The 16,289-nt window shown below is 65.5% G+C and carries 14 protein-coding genes; 8 read left to right on the top strand and 6 right to left on the bottom strand.

Annotation, left to right across the window (positions count from 1 at the left end; all coding sequences use genetic code 11):
- Window positions 1–12 precede the first annotated feature (12 nt).
- The 5 genes from HLH35_RS00830 to HLH35_RS00850 are packed head-to-tail and all read left to right on the top strand — an operon-like array spanning window position 13 to window position 6,067.
- The gene (locus tag HLH35_RS00830; protein WP_182977349.1) at window positions 13–1,668 is read left to right on the top strand and encodes an ABC transporter substrate-binding protein; all 1,656 of its coding nucleotides are present in this window, start codon (window positions 13–15) and stop codon (window positions 1,666–1,668) included.
- Window positions 1,665–2,603 (top strand): ABC transporter permease, encoded by a 939-nt coding sequence (locus HLH35_RS00835; protein WP_220790480.1) that lies wholly within the window; start codon window positions 1,665–1,667, stop codon window positions 2,601–2,603. Before HLH35_RS00830 ends, HLH35_RS00835 begins: the two co-directional genes overlap by 4 nt.
- Complete coding sequence (locus HLH35_RS00840) at window positions 2,600–3,460, top strand: ABC transporter permease (protein WP_182977351.1); 861 nt, start codon at window positions 2,600–2,602, stop codon at window positions 3,458–3,460. Before HLH35_RS00835 ends, HLH35_RS00840 begins: the two co-directional genes overlap by 4 nt.
- A 2-nt stretch (window positions 3,461–3,462) precedes the next feature.
- Window positions 3,463–5,058, top strand: coding sequence for a dipeptide ABC transporter ATP-binding protein (locus HLH35_RS00845; RefSeq protein ID WP_182977352.1), 1,596 nt, complete (start codon window positions 3,463–3,465; stop codon window positions 5,056–5,058).
- 31 nt (window positions 5,059–5,089) lie between these two features.
- Window positions 5,090–6,067: an aldo/keto reductase gene (locus HLH35_RS00850; RefSeq protein WP_182977353.1), complete on the top strand. Its 978-nt coding sequence runs from the start codon at window positions 5,090–5,092 to the stop codon at window positions 6,065–6,067.
- 42 nt (window positions 6,068–6,109) lie between these two features.
- Here HLH35_RS00850 and HLH35_RS00855 read toward each other — a convergent pair whose 3' ends face one another.
- On the bottom strand, window positions 6,110–8,503 hold the full coding sequence (locus HLH35_RS00855) for a TonB-dependent receptor (RefSeq protein WP_182977354.1): 2,394 nt from the start codon (window positions 8,501–8,503) through the stop codon (window positions 6,110–6,112).
- Between the two features lie 357 nt (window positions 8,504–8,860).
- On the bottom strand, window positions 8,861–9,976 hold the full coding sequence (gene nagA, locus HLH35_RS00860; protein WP_182977355.1) for an N-acetylglucosamine-6-phosphate deacetylase: 1,116 nt from the start codon (window positions 9,974–9,976) through the stop codon (window positions 8,861–8,863).
- A 165-nt stretch (window positions 9,977–10,141) separates the two neighbouring features.
- Between nagA and HLH35_RS00865 the strand changes: the two genes are divergently transcribed.
- A complete protein-coding gene (locus HLH35_RS00865; RefSeq protein WP_182977356.1) occupies window positions 10,142–11,182 on the top strand; it encodes an L-idonate 5-dehydrogenase in 1,041 nt (346 codons plus the stop codon).
- A gap of 148 nt (window positions 11,183–11,330) precedes the next feature.
- Window positions 11,331–13,043, top strand: a complete 1,713-nt coding sequence (gene ybaL / locus HLH35_RS00870; protein ID WP_182977357.1) for a YbaL family putative K(+) efflux transporter — start codon at window positions 11,331–11,333, stop codon at window positions 13,041–13,043.
- Here the strand turns inward: ybaL and HLH35_RS00875 are convergent.
- From HLH35_RS00875 to HLH35_RS00890, 4 genes are all read right to left on the bottom strand, one after another.
- Window positions 13,033–13,206 (bottom strand): hypothetical protein, encoded by a 174-nt coding sequence (locus tag HLH35_RS00875; protein ID WP_182977358.1) that lies wholly within the window; start codon window positions 13,204–13,206, stop codon window positions 13,033–13,035. The genes ybaL and HLH35_RS00875 overlap by 11 nt on opposite strands.
- Window positions 13,203–13,406 (bottom strand): hypothetical protein, encoded by a 204-nt coding sequence (locus tag HLH35_RS00880; RefSeq protein ID WP_182977359.1) that lies wholly within the window; start codon window positions 13,404–13,406, stop codon window positions 13,203–13,205. Before HLH35_RS00880 ends, HLH35_RS00875 begins: the two co-directional genes overlap by 4 nt.
- A gap of 215 nt (window positions 13,407–13,621) precedes the next feature.
- Complete coding sequence (locus tag HLH35_RS00885; protein ID WP_182977360.1) at window positions 13,622–13,795, bottom strand: hypothetical protein; 174 nt, start codon at window positions 13,793–13,795, stop codon at window positions 13,622–13,624.
- Between the two features lie 150 nt (window positions 13,796–13,945).
- Complete coding sequence (locus tag HLH35_RS00890) at window positions 13,946–14,242, bottom strand: hypothetical protein (RefSeq protein WP_182977361.1); 297 nt, start codon at window positions 14,240–14,242, stop codon at window positions 13,946–13,948.
- A gap of 444 nt (window positions 14,243–14,686) precedes the next feature.
- Between HLH35_RS00890 and hpnR the strand changes: the two genes are divergently transcribed.
- Window positions 14,687–16,228, top strand: a complete 1,542-nt coding sequence (gene hpnR / locus HLH35_RS00895; protein WP_182977362.1) for a hopanoid C-3 methylase HpnR — start codon at window positions 14,687–14,689, stop codon at window positions 16,226–16,228.
- Window positions 16,229–16,289 lie beyond the last annotated feature (61 nt).

Genomic DNA, 16,289 nt, shown 5'->3' on the forward strand with positions numbered 1-16,289 from the left:
GGAAGCCTGTCGATGCGCCCCTTGCACTCCCCCACCCTGCCACGCCGCGCATTATGGCTCGGGGCCGCCGCACTGCTGCTGGCCACGACAGGCTGCCGCCGCCACCAATCCCGCACCACGGCGCACGAACCGGTCCAGGGCGGCACCCTGATCTACGCAACCGACCGCGAGCCGATCTGCCTCGACCCGCACGTACAGGGCGACATGCCGCAGGTTTTCCTTGCAGAACAATATCTTGACTCGCTGGTCGCGATGGACCGCTCCGGCCATATCCTGCCGTGGCTGGCCACCGACTGGACGGTGTCCGATGACGGGCGAACCTACACATTCCACCTGCGCCACGACGTCACCTTCACCGACGGCACGCCCCTGACCGCCGAAGCCGTGCGCGCAAACCTCGACCACATGGTCGACCCGCACACCCAATCCAGCACCGCCGGCGGCTACATCAAGCAATATGCCGGCACCGACATCATCGACACCTACACCGCCGCGGTGCACCTCAGGACACCCTATGCCGCCTTCCTCGAAGTGCTGGCACAGGGCTTCCTCGGCATCGAATCCCCCCGCGCCCTGGCCCGCCCGCGTGACGAAAACTGCCAGAATCCAGTCGGATCAGGCCCGTTCCGCATCGTGCGCTGGGACCATCAGAGCCAGATCGTCCTGGCACGCAACCCGGCCTATCACTGGGGCCCGCCCACCGCTCTCCATACCGGCCCGGCGCGCCTGGACGGCATCGAATGGCGGATCATCCCCGAAGCCTCGGTGCGCTTCGCAGCCCTGCAGGCCGGCGAGGTCGATGTCATCGACTCCCTCCCGCCCGAAGCCGAAACCCCGGCCCAGCGCAATCCGGACCTCTGGCTGCTGATGGCCGACCGCCCCGGCAACCCGACCAACGGCACGCTGAACATCAAGCGCGCACCATTCGACGATATCCGGGTGCGCGAGGCCTTCATCCGTTCCGCCGACATCGACGGCGCGCTGGCCAGCGTCTTCTTCCATCACTACCGCCGCGCCGGCGGCCCGCTCAGCCCGACCACGCCGTTCTACAGCCCGGCCTTCGAGCATCACGCCGATTACGACCCCGACCGGGCGCGCGCCCTGCTGGACCAGGCCGGCTGGACCGGCCGCACCGCGGAGGGCATCCGCACCCACGACGGCCGCCCCCTGGTGGTCCATATCCCGCTCAAGGCCTCGCTCTCCGCCGCCGAACGCACGCTGTGGGAACAGGTCCAGGCCACCGCACGCGCAACCGGCTTCGACGTGAAACTGGAAAATGGCGACGACACCACGATCCTCGAACGCGAAGGGCATTGGGATTACGACGTCCGCATCGGCTACTGGAACACCAATACCGCCGACGTGCTGCGCATCGTCTTCTCCTCCGCCTTCCTCGGCGCCGCCGGCGTCGGCGGCCACCACCAGAACGAGGCCGGATTCAGCGATCCCACCTTCGACCAGGTCGTGAACGACGCCCTGCTGACCACCGACCCGGACAAGCGGCGCGCGCTCTATCTGCAAGCCCAGACGATCGCGGCACAGAACTTCCTGCAGATCACCACCTATCCGCAAAGCACCCGCCTCGCCTTGTCGCGCGCGGTGCACGACGTCCGGCTCGAACCGTCGCTGAACGTGACCAGCCTCTATGATTCATGGGTGACGCGATGACCCACCTTCTCCACCGCGCGGCATGGCGCCTGCTGGGCGGCATCCTGGTGCTGCTGGCGGCGGCCAGCCTGACCTTCGCCGCCCTGCACCTCACGCCGGGCGATCCGGTCACCGCCATTCTCGGCGGCGCATCCGCCAACCCAACGCCGGAGGCCATCGCCGCCGCCCGTCACGAATACGGGCTGGATCGGCCGATCGCGGTGCAGTACGCCCTCTACATCGCCCGTATCGCGCGCGGCGACCTCGGCCAGTCCTTCTCGCAGCACATGCCGGTCATTGCAGTGCTGCGCGCCCAGGCCCCCCCGACACTGGCGCTCATGGCGTCGTCCCTGGCCGTGGCGTGGCTGCTGGCGCTGCTCTCGGTGGTGCCCACCGCCCGGCGCGGCGTGGCCGGGGCCATCGCCTCGACGCTGGAGACGATCGGCGCCGGGCTGCCGCAATTCTGGCTCGGCATCCTGCTGCTGTGGGGCCTGGCCTTCGAATGGCGGCTGCTGCCGCCGGCCGGCAATCACGGCCTGCCGGCACTGGTTCTGCCCACCCTGTCGCTGGCCATCCCGCTGGCCGGCTTCATCGCGCAGGTCATGCGCGAATCCTTCGACCTGGCGCTGGACCAGCCTTTCATCCTCACCGCCCGCGCACGCGGGCTGGGCGATGGCGCGGTCCGGCTGCGCCACGCCCTGCGCCACGCGCTGCTGCCCTGTGTCAGCCTGTCGACCTGGGCGGTCGGCGCCCTGGTCGGCAACGCGGTCGCGATCGAGATCATCTTCTCGCGGCAGGGGCTGGGGCGCGAACTGTTCCTGTCCGTCGCCACGCACGACATGCCGCTGGTCTCGGGCATCGTCCTGTTCATCGCGCTCACCTACATCCTGGCCGGCTTCGCCGCCGACACGCTTTATGTCCTCATCGATCCCAGACTGAAGGGAACGCGCCCATGACGAGCCTGTCCCTCGCCCCCTCCGTGGCCCGCCTACCATCCCGGCGCCGCCTGCCGCGCCCTGGCCAGCTTGGCCCGGCGGCTGCGATTCTCTTCCTGACGCTGCTGGCCATCGCCGCCCTGGCCCCGCACCTGCTCACCCATGCCGACCCGCTGGCCATCGCCCCGCGCGACGCCTTCCAGGCCCCGTCGATTGCCCACCCATTTGGCACCGACCAGTCCGGCCGCGACATCCTGGCGCGGGTGATTTATGGCGCCCGGCAATCGCTGGCGCTGGGCTGCGGCGCCATCACACTGTCGCTGAGCATCGCCACCATTCTGGCCCTGATCGGCGGTCTGGGCGGCCGGATTGCCGAGCAGGCGGTACGCTGGCTGATCGATATCCTGTTCGCCTTTCCCGTACTGGTGCTGGCGCTGCTATGCACGGCCACATTGGGCAGCGGCATCGGCCCGCTGATCGTCGCCATCGGGGTGGGCAGTGCGGCAGGCTATACACGCATGGTGTTCGGCCAGGTGCTGTCGGTGCGCGACGCGGGCTATGTCGAGGCCGCGCGGGCGCTGGGCCACAGTCCGGCGCGCATCGTCGTCCGCCACATCCTGCCCAATGCCTTCCGCCCGCTGGTCGTCACCGCGACCATGGGGATCGGGCAGACCGTCGTGTGGTCGGCCGCGCTCTCCTTCCTCGGGCTGGGCGCGCCACCGCCGGCGGCGGAATGGGGCACGATGTTGTCGATGGGCCGCGATTTCATCGCCGAAGCCTGGTGGATGACCTTCTTCCCAGGCCTGGCCATCGTGCTGACCATGCTCTCCACCACCGTCGCCGGCCGCGCCCTGCAACGCGCGATCGAGGGACGCTGACCATGACGCTGGAAGTCGAAAATCTCTCGGTCTCCTTCCCCACACCCACCGGCGAACATGTGGCGGTGCATGACCTGTCCTTCACCCTGCGACCGGGGCGCGTGGTGGCATTGGTCGGGGAATCCGGCTCCGGCAAGAGCGTCACCGCCCGCAGCCTGATCGGCCTCGCGGGGCCAACGGCCCGGGTCTCGGCGCAAAGATTGTCGCTGGGTGGGCAGGATCTCCGCCGCCTGTCGCCGCGCGACTGGCGCGCGCTGCGCGGCCGGGATATCGGCATGGTGTTGCAGGATGCCCTGGTGGCGCTGGACCCGCTGCGCCCCGTGGGGCGGGAAATCGCGGAATCCCTGTCCGCCCACAAATGGGGCACACGGGCTGGGCGAAACCAGCGCGTGCAGGACCTGCTGGAACAGGTCGGCATTCCCGAACCGGCACTGCGCGCCCGCCAGCGCCCCGACGAACTGTCCGGCGGCCTGCGCCAGCGTGCCCTGATCGCCAGCGCCATCGCGCTGACCCCGCCCTTGCTGATCGCGGACGAGCCGACCACGGCGCTGGACCCGTCGGTGCAGGCGCAGATCCTGCGCCTGCTGGGCCGGCTGCGCGAAGGCGGCACCGGCCTGCTGCTGATCAGCCACGATCTGGGCTTCGTCTCCCGCCTGGCCGAACATGTGATCGTGCTGCACCATGGCACGGTGGTGGAACAGGGCGAGACCGCGCGCGTCCTCGGCAGGCCCGTCCATGCCTATACACGAACCCTTCTGGACGCCGACCCGGTGCGCCACCCGCCCCGCATCACTACGCACGGCACGGGCACGCCCCCGCTGTTGACGGCCCATGATCTGTCGCTCAGCCGGCGCGGCCCAGACGGGGTGGCGCGGCGCATTCTGTCCGATGTCGGCTTCAGCCTCCATCCGGGCCGCACGCTGGGCCTGATCGGAGAATCGGGCTCGGGCAAGACCACCACCGCCCGCATTATCATGGGCCTGACCCAACCCGACACCGGGGACGTGACGTTCAAGGGTGAGCGCTGGGTCCGGGGCGGGCGGCAAGGCGTGCCGGAAGGCGCACGCCGCCCGCGCCGCCGCGCGATGGCCATGATCTATCAGGACCCGCTGGGCTCGTTCGACCCACGCTGGACGGTGCGCGAGATCCTGGCGGATGCGCTGTCGGCGGGCGGCGACCCCTCCGGTGATCGCGACCACGCCATTGCCACCCTGCTGGACCGCGTCCGCCTGCCCCCCGCCATCGCCGCGCGGCGGCCAGCCGGCCTGTCGGGCGGACAGCGCCAGCGGGTAGCGATCGCACGTGCGGTGGCGGTACGCCCGGCGCTGATCGTGTGCGACGAACCGGTCTCGGCGCTGGACGTTTCCGTGCAGGCCCAGGTACTGGACCTGCTGGAGGAATTGCAGCGCGAGCTGGGCATGGCCTATCTGTTCATCTCGCATGATCTGGGCGTCATCCGCCGGATGTGTGACGATGTGCTGGTGATGCAGGGCGGCCGGATCGTCGAAGCCGGCCCGGCGACGCAGATCCTGACGGCCCCCCGCCACGCCTTCACCCGCACCCTGCTGGACGCCGCGCAAGACCTGTCCGCCGCCTGACCGGCGGCGTAACCGAGAAGGAACCTCCGGCATGGATTATATCCGACTGGGCCACACCGGCCTGCAGGTCTCGGGCCTCTGTCTAGGCTGCATGACCTACGGCCTACCCGATCGCGGCAACCATTCCTGGACCTTGGACGAGGAGCGCAGCCGCCCCCTGATCCGCCAGGCGCTGGAAGCCGGGATCAATTTCCTCGACACCGCCAACAGCTATTCCGACGGCACATCCGAGGAAATCGTCGGCCGCGCGATCCGGGATTTCTCGCGGCGCGAGGATGTGGTGCTGGCGACCAAGGTCTTCTTCCCCACCCGCCCCGGACCGAACGGGTCGGGCCTGTCCCGCCGCGCCATCCTGGCCGAGATCGACAACAGCCTGCGCCGCCTGGGCACCGATTACGTCGATCTATACCAGATCCATCGCTGGGATCCCCATACCCCGATCGAGGAAACGCTGGAGGCCCTGCATGACGTCGTGAAGGCGGGCAAGGCGCGCTATATTGGCGCCTCGTCGATGTTTGCCTGGCAGTTCGCCAAGGCGATCTATACCGCCCGCCTGCATGGCTGGACCGAATTCGTCAGCATGCAGAACCATCTGAACCTTTTGAACCGCGAGGAAGAGCGCGAGATGCTGCCCTTCTGCCGCGATCAGAAGATCGGCATCCTGCCCTGGAGCCCACTGGCGCGCGGCCTGCTGGCGCGCAACTGGCGCGAGCGCACCACACGGCAGGAAACCGACAATGTGCTGCATAATCTGTATAACCACACCCAGACCGCCGACCGGGCAGTGATCGACGTGGTCGGCCGCATCGCCCAGACGCGCGGTGTGCCGCGCGCCCAGGTGGCCCTTGCCTGGCTGCTGCAAAAGCCCGGCATCACCGCGCCCATCGTCGGGGCATCGAAACCCGACCATCTGGACGACGCGCTCGCGGCACTGGACCTGAGGCTGGACCATGCCGAAATCGCGGCGCTCGAAGAACCCTACGTCCCCCACCCTATCGCCGGCTTCTGAGAACCTGTCTGGACATGCGCGCCGGTGATCCGGCGCGCGCTCCTAAAAGCCGGCCGTGGCCGTTACCATCATCGCGAACGTACTGGCGATCAGATAGGCCGGGGCGCCGGAAGAATCGATCATGTTGCCGCGCACGCCCATGGTCGCATTGGTGTTGTTCGACAGGCTCTGAATCCCCGACCGGTAGTGCCAGCTTGCCAGATTGTACATGTTCAACTGGATCTGCGGATGCTTCAGGCGCCACATGTCCGGCAGGCGATAGCCCAGCGTCATGTCGATCTGACCATGCGCGGGCAGTGACTCCTGATCCATGAAATCGGAATATTGCCGCCCGATCCAACGATACATGAAATTTCCAAAGACGCGGCTGTCATCGTAGCTCAGGGCGGCGCTGGTCGTCCATTCGGGAGCCATCGGCGCCCGCTTGCCGGCGGTGGGCAGGTAATCGAGCGCACCATTATCTGCCGTCGCGGGCAGATTGTTATCGGTCCGGGCATAGAGATACTCGCCTGACACGTACGGACTGAAATGATGCCATGGGCGCAAGCCGAATTCCACATCGGCGCCGCGCACGGTCTGGCCACCGGCATTCATCGAAACGCCGGCGAAGGAACTGCCATTGACGATGGTATTTGTGGTGATGTTGCGATTGGTAAAATTGTAATTGAACAGATTGATCGTCAGGTTGTACAAGCCGAAATGGCGGTAGCCGAGTTCCTCGGAAATCGCGAATTCCGGCTTGACCGACCCGCCGATACCCATCGTGTTTCCCGGTAATCCTGAGAAATAGGAGTTGGTCGTCGGCATGCGAAAATTCGTCGCTACGTCGAAAAAGACCTGGTCATGATCGTCGATCATGTAGCTGCCTGAAAGGCGGGGCAGCGGCGTGGCGTAATTCGTACCCACTTCATAGGGCACCGCATTGTCGTAATTGTTGGTGCCCGCCCGATTCATCATGACATATTTGAAGCCGGCATTCAGCTTCAGCCGATCGTTCAGCCATGAAGTGGAATCGCTGACATACAATCCGACGGATTGCGTGATCATGTGATAGTTCAGGAACAGATTATATTCATACCCGTTCGGAAATTTCAGCCCGTAGGAACCCCATGTGTTCGGCGGATCGCCATTCGGCCCCAACTGGCTGATATTGGTCACCTCGGCATCGTCATAATAATCGTAGAATGCGCCGAGGCTGATCGTCTGATGGCGGCCCGCCTTGTAATCCAGATGTCCGGTGATGCCCGGGTGATATTCCCGCATCAGGTAATACCCGTCGCCATGGAAGGATTGCGTTCCCGAATCGTCATAGGCCAGACCCGGATAAGGCAGGACCAGATTCTCATTCTGTCCCGTGGAAGGATTGTAATTGTTGACTGGCATGTCCCACTGGCCCATGCCGCTGCCGCCGCTGCCCCAATATAGATAGGGCGTGATGTGCAGCGACAGGTTGCGCGTCAGCGTGAAATGCATGGGCGCCACCAGGATCAGGCTGCGCCAGTCGCCGACCTCGGTTTGCCAGTAGCTGCCGGCCTCGTTTGTCTCGAACGGGTTCGCTGTATAATTGAAGCTGTTGCCCGATTGCCGCCATTGCTGCGCCGTCACCGGAGCATAGACCGGCTGGTTGTTCTCGTTATAAGCTTCGACGAAGGAAATCGAATTTCCCTGTCCCCATTCCTTCATGAATTTCGAATCGATATGCCGCCTCTGCCCCCGGCCGGGACCGCGCCAGGTGCCATAGGTCGCGTTGGAATAGGAAATATAGCCGCGCCCGCCTGTATTGAGGATATCGCCTGTATTCACGCGGATGAACCCACGATTCGTCTTGTGCGACCCATAGGAATAATCGACCAGCCCGCCGAAATTGTGCGACGGATCGACCGTCCGGATGTTCATCTGCCCGCCGGTGGCGCTGACCAGCGGTGCGTTGATGTCCGACGTGCCCTGGGAGAGCTGCACTTCCTGATAGTTCTCGGTGTCGCCCCATTGCGAGGTATAGGGATCGTAGGCCGAAATGTCAGCGATCGGCGCGCCGTCGTACAGATAGCCGAGTTCCGACTGGTTCATGCCGCGCACATTGACCGATGTCTGGTCCGACAGGCCGAACGGATCGGATGAGGCGATATTGGTGCCCGGCGCGAACTGGATCATCTGCGCGGCCGAGGTGATGGGCGCCAGCTTGGCGATGAAGTCACGGCCGACGGTGGTGATGGCCTTGGCCTCGGTCTGCTCGCTCATCATTCCGCCGCCGGGCGCCCGGCCTGTCACGCCATCGGCGCTCTCCACAGGATTGCTGCCGGTGACGGTAATGGTCTCCGTCTTCGGACGGGAGGCTTCCACCACCGGGCGCTTCGCGGGCTGGTCCTGCCCGGCCACCGCCGCCTGGGCCCAGGCACGCGAGGTACCATTGGCAGAAAGCGCCGTACCGGCGATCAACAGAGAGAAAACAAACCTCGACGACAATCCAATCCCCTTCCCAGCTTCCAGCAGGACCACACGATCCCCGCTTTATGACGAAATCCGACGCCCTTCGCGTCACCACATCGCGACCCGACGGCGAATAAACTTCTCCGTGTCCGTCCGGAAACACCCTCGGCCCGGCCGCCGCGCGCATTCGGGCAGGCGCGCAGAGAGCGCTTGAAAAGCCGGTCTGCCGAGCGAGAGTGCCGCGCATCGGCACGCCCGTTGTGGGTTTCCGAACATCGGGGCGGATGCGGCCTTATGAGCCATGAACACCGAAGCACCAGGAAGGCCGCGCCGGATCGCCGGCTAAGCGGCTTTGCAAGCACTCTCTCAGGTGTGGCGTTGGCCGGCTACCCAGACTTCCCGCACCGTGAAATCACCATCCATGACGACGAAATCGGCACGCATGCCCGGCACCAGCGCCCCGCGATCGGTCAGGCCCAGATAACGCGCGGCGTTGTGGCTGACCAGCTTTGCCGCGTCGACCAGACTCGTGCCCGCCGCCAGCGCATTGCGCAGGGCGGCGTCCAACGTCAACACGCTGCCGGCCAGCGTGCCGTCGGGCAGGCGGGCAATGCCGTCGCTGATCATCACCTCCTGCCCCCCCAGTTGGCTGGGGCCGTCGCCCAGCCCGGCGCCGCGCATGGCATCCGTCACGAACAGCAGGCGCTCGCCCATCAGCCGGTGCGCCAGGCGGAAGCTGGCGGGGTGAACATGATGCGTGTCGAAGATCAGTTCGGCATGGCCGGCGTCGCTGCACATCAGCGCGGTGGCCGGGCCCGGGCGGCGGCCCTCGATCCCACCCATCGCGTTGAACAGGTGCGTGGCGCCCACGGTGCCCCCGGCGGCGCAGATCCGGCAGATTGCCTGTTCGGCCTGTTCGAAGCTGGCGACGGTGTGACCGATGCTCACCCGCACGCCGGCGGCAGCGAACGCGGCGATTGCGGTTTCCGCATGCTCCAGTTCCGGCGCCAGCGTCACGACCCGTACTACGCCGGTCGCCAGGGCCTGGGCGACGTGATCCGGGTCCGGCGCGATGGCAAAGGGCGGTTGTGCGCCCAGCCGGTGCGGGCTGACGAACGGGCCCTCCAGATGCGCGCCATGAATCGCGGGGCCGCCCGACAGGCCTGCGTGCCGCACCTCGGCCACCGCGCGCAGCGCGTCCATCACGTCCGGCCAGGGACGGGTGATGGTGGTGGGCAGGATGGTCGTGGTGCCGTGCGCCATGTGGAAGCGTGCCAGGCGGCCGATTGCCGCGACGCCCTCCATCGTATCGGCCCCGTCACCACCATGGACATGCGTGTCGATGAAGCCGGGCAGGATGTAGCGGGTGGCCTCGTGCGCCACCGGTCCGGGTTCGATGGCCCGGATCGTGTCGTCAAACGTCACGCGCCCCGGTGCCAGCCGGTCCGGCAGTACGAGCGTCCCATCGAGGATCATGGCCATTCCCTTTCCGGCAGGATCACGTGCGCCACCGCCGAGCATCCGGCAACCCTGTCCGGCGTTAGCAACCGCATGGACCGGCCGCAAGTCATCACGGAGCGCGATCGGTCAGGGGCGCCGCGCTCACTGGCCCCGCATGTTCTCTCCCACGCACAGGGTATTGCTTCGATGTCCGATATTTCACGCACCACTGAGGCTCTGGTGATCCACGACAGGGAGGATCTGCGGCTCGACAGGGTGTCGGTGGCCGAACCCGGACGCGGCGAGGTGACGGTGCGGGTCGCATGGGGCGGCATCTGCGGCTCCGACATGCATTATCTCAAACATGGCGGGGTGGGCGCGTCGGTCCTGCGCGAGCCGATGATCCTCGGCCATGAAATCTCGGGCTTCGTCGAACGGCCCGGCCCCGGCGTCAACGGGCTGGCGCCGGGCGCCCCGGTCGCGATTCATCCGGCTCGCCCCTGCGGGGACTGCCCAGAATGCCGGCGGGACCTGCGCCATCTGTGCCGCGAGACGCGCTTTCTGGGCAGTGCCGCCTTTCTGCCGCACACGGATGGCGGGTTCCGGCGCCTGATGATCGTCGCCGCCAGCCAGGTCTACCCCCTACCGCAGGGTCTGGACGTACGCAGTGCCTGCTTGGCCGAACCGCTGTCGGTGGCGCTGCATGCCATTGCCCGCGCCGGAGACGTGCGTGGCAGGACCATCCTGGTTCAGGGCGCCGGTCCCATCGGGGCGCTGATCGTGGCCGGGCTGGCAATCGCGGGAGCCGAGGCGATCGTCGCTACTGATCTCCAGGATTTTCCGCTCTCGATTGCCCGGCGGATGGGCGCCACATCCGTCCTCAACACCGCGTCGGCTCCTTATCTTGCGGAGCATGACATCGTGTTCGAAGCCTCCGGTGCTGCCAGCGCATTGCCGACGGCCATCGCCTGCACCGCCAAAGGGGGCATTCTGGTCCAGGTGGGCATGTTCCCGCCCGGCAATGTCGGTATCCCCCTGGGCCAGATCATCGCACGGGAATTGGATTATCGCGGTTCATTCCGGTTCGACACAGAATTCGGCACAGCCCTCGACCTGCTGGCCGCCCATCCCTGGATCGCAGACGGGCTGGTGACCCATCGTTTCGGGCTGACGGCGTTCGACGAGGCATTCGCAACATCCCTGAACCGGCATCAATCCTCGAAAGTGCTGTTTGACATGAGCGGATAGACCGGAAAACGCTTCCGGCGGCGCCCTGTTCTGAAACGTCAGATATGGTGCAGATGCGACCACAGCATCGTAAAAACATCTCAAAAAAGAGAGTGCTCCCGGATCGGGGACAAGCCATTGTCATGGCCTCAGACAGGAGTCTCCGGCCATGCCGCATGCCAGCCCACTGATCACGATTCTGGTCATCGGCCTGACATTGGCCTTTCTGCTGGGGATGGTGGCCACCCGGCTGGGGATATCAGTGCTGGTGGGCTATCTGCTGGCCGGCGTGATGGTGGGGCCCTTCACCCCCGGCTTCGTCGCCGACCAGGGGCTGGCGCCGCAATTAGCCGATGTCGGCGTCATCCTGCTGATGTTCGGTGTAGGCCTGCATTTCTCGGTCAAGGACCTGCTGGCGGTGCGGGCGGTCGCCCTGCCGGGCTCGATCGCGCAGGTCGCGCTGTCGACCGGTGCCGGCATGGGGCTGGGGCTGCTGATGGGCTGGGGCGTGCCGACCGCCCTGATCTTCGGCCTGTCGCTCGGCGTCGCCAGTACGGTGGTGCTGATGCGCGCGCTGGAAGAGCAGCGGCTGATGGAGACCGAACGTGGCCGGCTGGCGATCGGCTGGCTGGTAATTCAGGACGTGATCACCGTGCTGGCGCTGGTCATGCTGCCCGCCCTGATGCCGTTGATGAAAAACGGCACCACCCATGCCCCAGCCCTGCTGGACCTGGCATGGACTCTAGGCCTGACGCTGGGCAAGGTCGCGGCCTTCGTGGGGCTGATGCTGCTGGTCGGCCGCCGCGTCATCCCTGCCGCCCTGCATTACGTGGCGCGAACGGGCTCCCGCGAACTGTTCAGGCTGGCATTGCTGGCAGTGGCATTGGGCGTGGCCTTTGTGGCGTCGGGCTTCTTCGGCGTGTCGTTTGCGCTGGGGGCCTTCGTGGCCGGCATGGTGCTGAGCGAATCCGCCCTGAGCCAGCACGCGGCCGAGGAAACGCTACCGCTGCGCGACGCCTTCGCGGTGCTGTTCTTCATCTCGATCGGCATGCTGTTCGATCCCTCGGTTCTGCTGCGCCATCCCGGCGTCCTGCTGGCCGCGCTGGCGGTCGTCTGCGTCATCACGCCGATGATCGTCTTTGCGATCCTGTGCCTGCTGGGGGAGCGGCGGCAGACGGCCCTGACGATGGCGGCGGGACTGGCACAGATCGGCGAATTCTCGTTCATCCTGACCACGCTTGGGGCTGATCTGGGACTGGTGGATTCATCGACACGTTCACTGATCCTCGCGGTTTCCATCTTGTCGATCCTGCTGAACCCGCTGGCATTCCTGATCGTCGGGCTGCTGGCACCATGGGCGGAACGGCGCGATACCGCGCGGGCCGGCACGGCACCCGACGCAGCGGCCCATGCCGCCGGGCCGCTGCGCAACCATGCCGTCGTGGTCGGTTATGGCCGGGTCGGCGCGCTGGTGGCGGAGGGGCTGCTGCGCCGGCACTGGCCGCTACTGGTCATCGAAACCGGGGACAGCGCGATATCGGCCGTACGCGCGCAGGGGGGCGAGGCCATTCTGGGCAATGCCGCCGATCCGGCCATTCTGGCCGAGGCGAACATCGGGGCGGCACGATTGCTGGTGGTGGCGATCCCCGAAGCTTTCGAAGCTGGGCAGGTGGTCGAACAGGCGCGGACGGCAAACCCGAAGATTACCATCATCGCCCGCGCGCATTTCGACAGCGCGGTCGATCATCTGCGCCAACTGGGGGCGGATGTCGTCATTATGGGTGAGCGCGAAATCGCCCATGCGATGCTGGATTATGCCCTGCACGACATGAAAACGCAGTCTCCGCCCGCCCCGCCCCCGACCGGGACCTTCAGGAGGTGAACAGAACCGCCGTCGCCTCCGAAAGCGTCGACATATCCATGGCCCCTGCCCCGGCCAGGACCGCCAGGATGCCGACGCAGAACAGAACGACGACAAGGGCATTCCCGCCCTCCGCCCCGCAGGATTCGGACGGAAGCACCACCCGGTCGCAATGGTCACTCATGCGGCCGCCGGGCCGCCCTGACCCGTGCGGAACTGCCGGGTCACTGTCCGCAACAGCACCGCGAGGTCCGGCGAGGTCTCGTTATGCAGGGAACGGACCTTGTCATGGGCCGCGTAGAAACGCCGCGCGTTGAAACCATCCACCAGGATGGCGGCACCGACGAAAATGCCGTCGACTTCGATGATCGTGGAACTCAGCATGGCGGAATGCCCCTGAACCTTGCTATGCAGGCTTGCTCCGGCCTGCTTCATGACGTGACAGGCGGCCCTCAGGCGGGGCCGCTACAGTCCTCGGGACATCGCTCCCCGATCCAGATCCGTTTCGTCATGTCCGCCGCATCCTGAATTTCACCATCAAAAATAGTATGTATTTCATAATACAACATCAGGCAACGAGTCAATTAGACACACCTTGATCACACGTTGTTTTTAAAACATCCGGACAACGCTGCCATGAGCTGAATGGATGGCGGGCGCCCGATACCGGAAACAATCGCGGCACACTTGGTCAGCGGGCAGGCAAAGCCGCCCGACCAGGCTGTTTTCAGGATCGCGATGCGGGAGATTTCTGGCGCCGGACCGGCGGGCATCTTGCGCTCTCGGCGCACGCCTTGTCTGGGGGCGCCATTCGGGCGCGGAAGGGGCGATCGGCGTCAGGAACGCACGGTCGCCACTATCATATCCGTAAGGGACAACAACCCATCCCGCAGGGCGCGGCTTCTTCCGAAACCGCGGGGCCGTCAGCGGGTGTAGCTGTAGCCGTACTGGTCGGCCAGGGCCTGCAGGTCCGGGGCACCACGCAGGTTCAGCGGCACGGGCTTCGGGTTCTTCGTGCCGATGACGAAATTATGGTCCGTCATGCGCTGGCAGGTATTGGCCGCCAGCGGGAAGCTCAGCTTCAGCTCGGCACCCATCTGGGCCCGCAGGCAGGAGATGTCGGTATCCGTGGGGCGGCGCCCGATTTCCGACGAACACCCCGCCAGGAGGATCGCGGCACCGGCAACCCAACCAAGAGCCGTTCCGTTCTTATGCTTCATTCCGACCGCCGCAGCTCCTTTCCGGAGCCGTCCATACCGTGATTTCGCGCCCGATACCGCTTGAACGGAACGATATCGGGACACTTTGTTTCCAATCAGCTTGCCATGGATCGTCCGTCCGCGATAGGGCGCCGGGTGCATGACAGAATGGCATGGATCGTTCACGTCTTCATGAAGACATCGCCAACTTGTCGATCGTGCAACAATATCCAACCGCATCCCCCCAGAAATCCAGCAATAATCGGGTTCGGCCTGCCACGGGATGGAGTCATCCCCCTGCATGCATAGGTGTCATTACCCACAATTCGGGTGACGGACCCGGCTCCTTCTGAAAAAAATATTGGGGCCCACGACAAGCCATTGCCCAAGCGAGCCGCCGTATCCTTTCGGCATGGCCGCCACGTCATTCCGCCACGCTCAGGTGGCGAAAAGCGAGGTGTCAGAATGAGAATACTCGCCGTCCATCCCAGCGCGCTGATGTACACCAAGGTCTTCCTGCGACTGGAGCCGCTGGGCCTGGAACTGGTGGCAGGCGCGGCCCGACAGGCCGGGCATGAGGTGAAGATCATCGACCTGCAGGTGGAAACCCACCGCGACTATTGGCGCATGATCGAGGATTTCCGGCCCCACGCCGTCTGTTTTTCCGGAAACTATCTGGCCAACGTGCCGGAGATCGTCGATCTGTGCCGCGAGACCCGCGCGCGCATGCCGACCGTTTTCCTGTTCGTCGGCGGCCATTCGGTCTCGTTCATCGCGCGCGACATCCTGGAACTGGCCGAGGGCGCGATCGACTGCATCCTGAAGGGCGAAGGTGACGCCACCGTCGGGCAGTTGCTGGACACACAGCAGGAAGGCGGCGACATCACCATCGTCCCGGGCGTGGTGACATTGACAGGCGAAGGGCCGCCGCCGATCTTCGTCCCGTCGCTGGACACGATCCGCCCGGCGCGCGACCTGCTGCGCCATCGCCGCAAATATTTCATCGGCACGCTCGACCCCGCGGCCTCGATCGAATTCGCGCGCGGCTGCCCGTGGGACTGCACGTTCTGCAGTGCCTGGACCTTCTACGGTCGGTCCTACCGCACGGCCAGCCCGAGCGTGATTGCCGACGAACTGGAGGCGATCCGCGAACCGGGCATCTTCATCGTCGACGACGTGGCCTTCGTCCATGCCGAACATGGCATGGCGATCGGCGAGGAAATCAAGCGGCGCGGCATCCGCAAGGAATATTACCTGGAAACCCGCGCCGACGTGCTGCTGCGCAACAAGGAGGTCTTCCGGTTCTGGAAGGAACTGGGGCTGAGCTACATCTTTATCGGCATGGAGGCGGTGGACGAGGAAGGGCTGAAACATTTCCGCAAGCGCGTGTCGCTGGACCGGAATTTCGAAGCCCTGGAATTCGCCCGCTCGCTGGGCCTGATCGTCGCGATCAACATCATCGCCGATCCGTCATGGGACCGGAAGCGCTTCGAGGTCATCCGGCAATGGTGCCTGGAAATCCCGGACATCGTGAACATCTCGGTCACCACACCCTATCCGGGCACCGAGATCTGGCACCGTGAGGCCCGGCGGTTGACGACGCGGGACTATCGCCTGTTCGACATTCAGCATGCGGTGCTGCCCACCACCCTGCCGCTGGAGGAATTCTACGAAGAACTGGTCAAGACCCAGCAGGTGCTCAACCAGAAACATCTGGGCTGGAACGCGATCAAGGACACGATGGGCCTCGCGCTCCGCCTGGCACTGCGCGGGCAGACGAACTTCCTGACCATGATCTGGAAGTTCAATTCGGTCTTCAATCCCAAGCTGCAACTGGCCGATCACCGACGCAAGCCGCGCTATGAAATGCCACTACAACCCGAGGCCGAGGATAAGGTCGACCGCAAGGCGCTGTATGTCCACAACCCCGCCGGGCGCCGCAGCCGCGCCATCGACGACGCGACCGAGACTTTCGTGGATGAAGCCCGGGCTGCCCCGGTCGATTAAAAGAGCCGGTTGACGGGACCTGTCCGGCGCCACACCTTTGGCATGGCATCCGTCCATGGGC

The sequence above is a fragment of the Gluconacetobacter asukensis genome, from assembly GCF_014174375.1.
Taxonomy (GTDB): domain Bacteria; phylum Pseudomonadota; class Alphaproteobacteria; order Acetobacterales; family Acetobacteraceae; genus Gluconacetobacter; species Gluconacetobacter asukensis.

What these genes read in the sequence shown, in the direction of transcription:
- HLH35_RS00830 (WP_182977349.1), top strand. Translation starts at nt 13, where the DNA reads ATGCGCCCCTTGCACTCCCCCACCCTGCCACGCCGCGCATTATGGCTC.
- HLH35_RS00835 (WP_220790480.1), top strand. Translation starts at nt 1,665, where the DNA reads ATGACCCACCTTCTCCACCGCGCGGCATGGCGCCTGCTGGGCGGCATC.
- HLH35_RS00840 (WP_182977351.1), top strand. Translation starts at nt 2,600, where the DNA reads ATGACGAGCCTGTCCCTCGCCCCCTCCGTGGCCCGCCTACCATCCCGG.
- HLH35_RS00845 (WP_182977352.1), top strand. Translation starts at nt 3,463, where the DNA reads ATGACGCTGGAAGTCGAAAATCTCTCGGTCTCCTTCCCCACACCCACC.
- HLH35_RS00850 (WP_182977353.1), top strand. Translation starts at nt 5,090, where the DNA reads ATGGATTATATCCGACTGGGCCACACCGGCCTGCAGGTCTCGGGCCTC.
- nagA (WP_182977355.1), bottom strand. Translation starts at nt 9,976, where the DNA reads ATGGCCATGATCCTCGATGGGACGCTCGTACTGCCGGACCGGCTGGCA.
- HLH35_RS00865 (WP_182977356.1), top strand. Translation starts at nt 10,142, where the DNA reads ATGTCCGATATTTCACGCACCACTGAGGCTCTGGTGATCCACGACAGG.
- ybaL (WP_182977357.1), top strand. Translation starts at nt 11,331, where the DNA reads ATGCCGCATGCCAGCCCACTGATCACGATTCTGGTCATCGGCCTGACA.
- HLH35_RS00875 (WP_182977358.1), bottom strand. Translation starts at nt 13,206, where the DNA reads ATGAGTGACCATTGCGACCGGGTGGTGCTTCCGTCCGAATCCTGCGGG.
- HLH35_RS00880 (WP_182977359.1), bottom strand. Translation starts at nt 13,406, where the DNA reads ATGCTGAGTTCCACGATCATCGAAGTCGACGGCATTTTCGTCGGTGCC.
- HLH35_RS00885 (WP_182977360.1), bottom strand. Translation starts at nt 13,795, where the DNA reads ATGCCCGCCGGTCCGGCGCCAGAAATCTCCCGCATCGCGATCCTGAAA.
- HLH35_RS00890 (WP_182977361.1), bottom strand. Translation starts at nt 14,242, where the DNA reads ATGAAGCATAAGAACGGAACGGCTCTTGGTTGGGTTGCCGGTGCCGCG.
- hpnR (WP_182977362.1), top strand. Translation starts at nt 14,687, where the DNA reads ATGAGAATACTCGCCGTCCATCCCAGCGCGCTGATGTACACCAAGGTC.